The following is a 3,769-nucleotide window of genomic DNA, read 5'->3' as shown; positions in this document are numbered from 1 at the left end:
ACGCCGAACTCACCGCGTGGCAGCAGGCGACCAACCACAACCAGCGGCAAGTCGACTGGCAGTTCACGACAACCGACGCCCGCATCAAACTCCGACACCTATACCCACAGCATTAGCCGCAACACTCCACTAGGAGGAGTCAACACAGTGCTGGTCCACAAGCAGGGCCGTTTCGTCCACCCGACTTACAGGGAACTTCCCAGTTGATTGACAAGCCGCTGAATCTTTACCTCGTTGCGTTTGTAGTGGGTCCACTTCCCCACGCGCGTCGAAACCACGAGGTCCGCGCGTTCTAGCGTGCTCATGAAGGAAGAGACCGTCGACTGCGCCAGTCCAACCTTCTCGGTGATGTGAGTGACGCATACCCCAACCTCGTCAGGATCTGCGATGGCTCGTTCGACGGGGAAGTTCTCGCGGGGTTGCCGCAGCCACTGGAGGATCTGAAGGCGTACGGGGTTCGACAGCGCCTTGAACACCTCTAGCGCGTCGGTGGCGCCCTCGACAAGGGTGTCGTCTCCGTCGACGTGGGCGACCATTATGACCCTCACACTCCCGGTTCGTGCCGTCGTATCGCGATACCTCGATGCTACACCACTGCATGCCGCGTCGACCAGCGGGTCGGCTCTGCCGAACCCGGAGACTCGCCCATCTTCGCCAAGTCCATGGTTCTCGTGGACTCTCACGGCGGGCGGGAGCCACATGTCTCGTGGCGTTGCGCCGAAGGTTCTGCGCATGTCGGTTCGGTGTGGATCACCGGGGACGGGTGCGTAGTGCCCAACTGAGGAGGGCGTGGTTGAGCATGTACAGTCGGGCGGACTCGGCATGCCCTCCCGGAGACAAGTGCTCGACCACCCACGTGTACGGTGCCTGGTTCCCGTATCGTGGATGCGGCGAGAAGAGCCGGTCGGAGGCGCCGAGCTCGCTGAGGACGTTGAGTACGTAGCTGAAGGGGTAGGGACGGTTCGCGCGGCCTTCGGCTGTGTCTTCGAGGCGGGGGAACGCGCCGATCATTCGATCTACCATCTCCTCTTGGATGAGGTCGGATCGGCTGGTGAAGTAGGCGAGCTGAGCCAAGTAGGCGTACGAGATGCCGTAGAGGAAGTAGTCGCGCCCGGGGTCGATGTCTTTCCAAAGTCCGACGAGGGGCTCCACGAACTGGTCGATGTCGGGCAGAACCGTGGTGAGACGGCCGAGGTTGTGGAGGGCCATCACGTAGTAGAGGCCCATGTGGGTCCGTTCCACGGGTTCGAGCGCGGACATCAGCGTCGCCGCCTCGCGAAGCCGGTCGCCTTGGAAGTGAAGGTACTCGGTATTTTGTGTGACACCGATGGCGTTGAGCATCGTGAGTAAGGGGTAGATCTTGACGAACGCCGGGGTCATGGGGCTCGGGAACGCGGGATAGATTTTCAGTTTGTCTACGTTGTCGAGGTAGGAAAGCGTCGATCCGATGTAATCTTCCGGTTCCCGCGACAAACAGTCGTGCCCCAGAAAGCTGATGGCGGTCAGGAGCATAGATCCTCCCCGACCACGAAAGAACGGGGTGGGTATTCTCTTCAGAGATGCAAGTGCTTCGTGGACGCGGTCCCGTCCATCCTCCGCGAGGCGTTCACCCAGACCAAGGTTCCGGAAGGCGAGGAACACGGCCGTCCAGGCGGCGACGCGCTCATAGTCGCCGTGCTTGCCATGATTCTCGTCGTGGATTGCATCGGGGCGGATCGTGTCGAGGTTCGCGAGGATCTCGCGCGGAACGTCTCTCGTCTGACCGCATACGTGGGATCTGTCGATGTTGAGCTTCGCGACAGCATCCAGGAGGATGCTTCCCGCTATGACGCGCGAGTAAGGATTCGGAATGTCCCTGATGGCTTCCGTGACCTTTCCGACGTGGCTCTCGTACTGGAGGTGATCGGTACGGGTACGCGGGTCGGTTGAGGAGAGGATGAGGTCGATGAGGGATGCTGTGAACCGCGTGTATGGATCTCGCTCACCGACACGGTACTGAAGCTGCGTGATCGCGTCGCGGATTCGGCTGGCCTCGGCGGAGTCGAACCCTACGGGGTGCTGGCCGAGGCCGATGCCTCGCACGATGCGGCTCCAGGGTGTCGCGATCGCCCGCGACTCTGGTCCGAGGTCGTCCAGTCCCTTGATCGGAGGGGTGAGTGGCGTATTCACATGATCACCTCGGCCGGGACGGGATGTGAGTCATCGGCCTGAATACTCGATGGGGTCGGCACGGGTATCCCGAGAAAATCGGGGCGGGTTCCTTCGAGCATCTCCAAGGCCCAGTTGAGCCACTTGATGCCTTCGCAGTAGATGGCGATGGGGCGTCGTTGGACTTCGGGGGCGTCGACGATGGTTCCTTCGATCTCGGACTTGAAGTGGAACGGTGGCATGGCGGTGAAGTGAGTGCCCATCATGAACACGAACCGTGTGATCCAGTGAGGATCGTCGCGGTACTGCGAGGAGCCCGGGCTATCAAGTCGATATACCGAGGACATCACGGCGGCGAAGTGGTCTTCGACTCCCGTGGGCGCGTCGGGGTTGACGGCTCCTCGGTGCTCGGTGAGATCGCGCACGGCGTATGCTCGCTGGTAGGGGTTGTCGGGGTGGAAGGTGATTGTCACCTGCGGTGTGCCGTCGCGTCCGGTTGAGACGTCCAAGTCGAAGAGTTCGTTGTGCAGTTCGTCGTAGTGTCCGACGGAGTTGTGCCAGGGCTTGTTGTCATACATCGGATCGTCGCGGGTTGATGCTCCCTCGCTCCGGTATCCGATGGCGCGCGGGTCAAGGAACTTCAGCTCGATCGTCTCGGCTGTTATTGCGCCGATCGCCCGCTCGATATCCGCGGCGCGCGTATGCGAGTTCAACGCGTCTTGGGCGCGAACCAGTGGTGCGAGGTTTCCGATCTTGATGTTCTCGGTGTTCGTGTCACCGACGACCAGGGCGTGGAAGCGTGGTTCGAGGCTGTCCAAGAAATTGCGGTGGGATCGGAACTCTGCCAAGAGCCGACGATAGTTGCGGTATCGGCGGCCGTTGATCGTGATGGTCTCTGAATCGAGGAAAGCGGTGTTGAACGTGCGAGGAGCGGTTCGCCGTGACAGATCGAGCCGGTCTTCGATCTTCCGGAAGTACTGTTCTTCGAGGGTGTTGCCGGGAGCGGGAGCGGGAGCGCGATCGTGCGAGTGCACCTTCTCGTGCAGGAACGCCGCAATCAGCTTGTAGAGGTGCGCCACGATTCGCGGTGGCGGTGCGTAGTCGCGGACGTACTGACCGACCTCGACCCCGCGAACGAAGCTCATCTCGTAGATCACCTCGTTGCGGTCGCTCTCGTGGCCATCGTGATCCCTGACGTGGATTCGCCGTTCTGTCATGTTGCTCGCCGACGGGAAGTACGGACGTAGATGAGGCGGGAGAGCACGGAGATACTCTGCTTGCCTCTTGGCTTTCGTGAATGGGGGCAGCATCGGTCCTGTGCCATGAGGATCCCATCGCGCGGTTGTCAGCGCTTCGCTCAGAACCTTCCGGACCAGCAGGTCGTCGGTGCCTTCACGGCGGAAGAAGATCGTCATCGATTCGCTGCCGCCCTCTCCGAATCCGATGACAGATTCGCCAGCGTTCACGTACGCGGCGACCGTGCTGGGCAGAAGATTGGGTATTTGGACCTGTGAGCACCGCTGATTATTGCGGTTGAGCACCACTGGATATTGGGTTCCAGCACCAGTCGGTATTGCCGGTGAGCGCCACTCCCGCGGGGCGACGCTCACCGGCCTGGCTC

General features: G+C 61.3%; 3 protein-coding genes. All 3 read right to left on the bottom strand.

Annotated elements, in window-relative coordinates:
* Nucleotides 1–185 precede the first annotated feature (185 nt).
* The 3 genes from WBP48_RS09315 to WBP48_RS09305 all read right to left on the bottom strand — a co-directional run bounded on the left by WBP48_RS09315 (nucleotide 186) and on the right by WBP48_RS09305 (nucleotide 3,365).
* A complete protein-coding gene (locus WBP48_RS09315; RefSeq protein WP_424439393.1) occupies nucleotides 186–734 on the bottom strand; it encodes an ArsR/SmtB family transcription factor in 549 nt (182 codons plus the stop codon).
* A gap of 16 nt (nucleotides 735–750) precedes the next feature.
* Nucleotides 751–2,082 carry a hypothetical protein gene (locus WBP48_RS09310; RefSeq protein ID WP_424439390.1) on the bottom strand — a complete coding sequence of 444 codons (1,332 nt, stop codon included), beginning with the start codon at nucleotides 2,080–2,082 and terminating at the stop codon, nucleotides 751–753.
* An 83-nt stretch (nucleotides 2,083–2,165) separates the two neighbouring features.
* The gene (locus WBP48_RS09305) at nucleotides 2,166–3,365 is read right to left on the bottom strand and encodes a hypothetical protein (protein WP_424439387.1); all 1,200 of its coding nucleotides are present in this window, start codon (nucleotides 3,363–3,365) and stop codon (nucleotides 2,166–2,168) included.
* Between the last annotated feature and the right edge of the window lie 404 nt (nucleotides 3,366–3,769).

Source organism: Microbacterium sp. (assembly GCF_049661145.1).
In the GTDB taxonomy this organism is placed as follows: Bacteria; Actinomycetota; Actinomycetes; order Actinomycetales; family Microbacteriaceae; genus Microbacterium.
The sequence above is the reverse complement of the archived record's forward strand: the minus strand, read 5'-3'. Positions and strand labels throughout refer to the sequence as shown.

Coding starts and splice junctions, on each gene's coding strand:
- WBP48_RS09305 (WP_424439387.1), bottom strand. CDS start 3,365: ATGACAGAACGGCGAATCCACGTCAGGGATCACGATGGCCACGAGAGC.
- WBP48_RS09315 (WP_424439393.1), bottom strand. CDS start 734: ATGCGCAGAACCTTCGGCGCAACGCCACGAGACATGTGGCTCCCGCCC.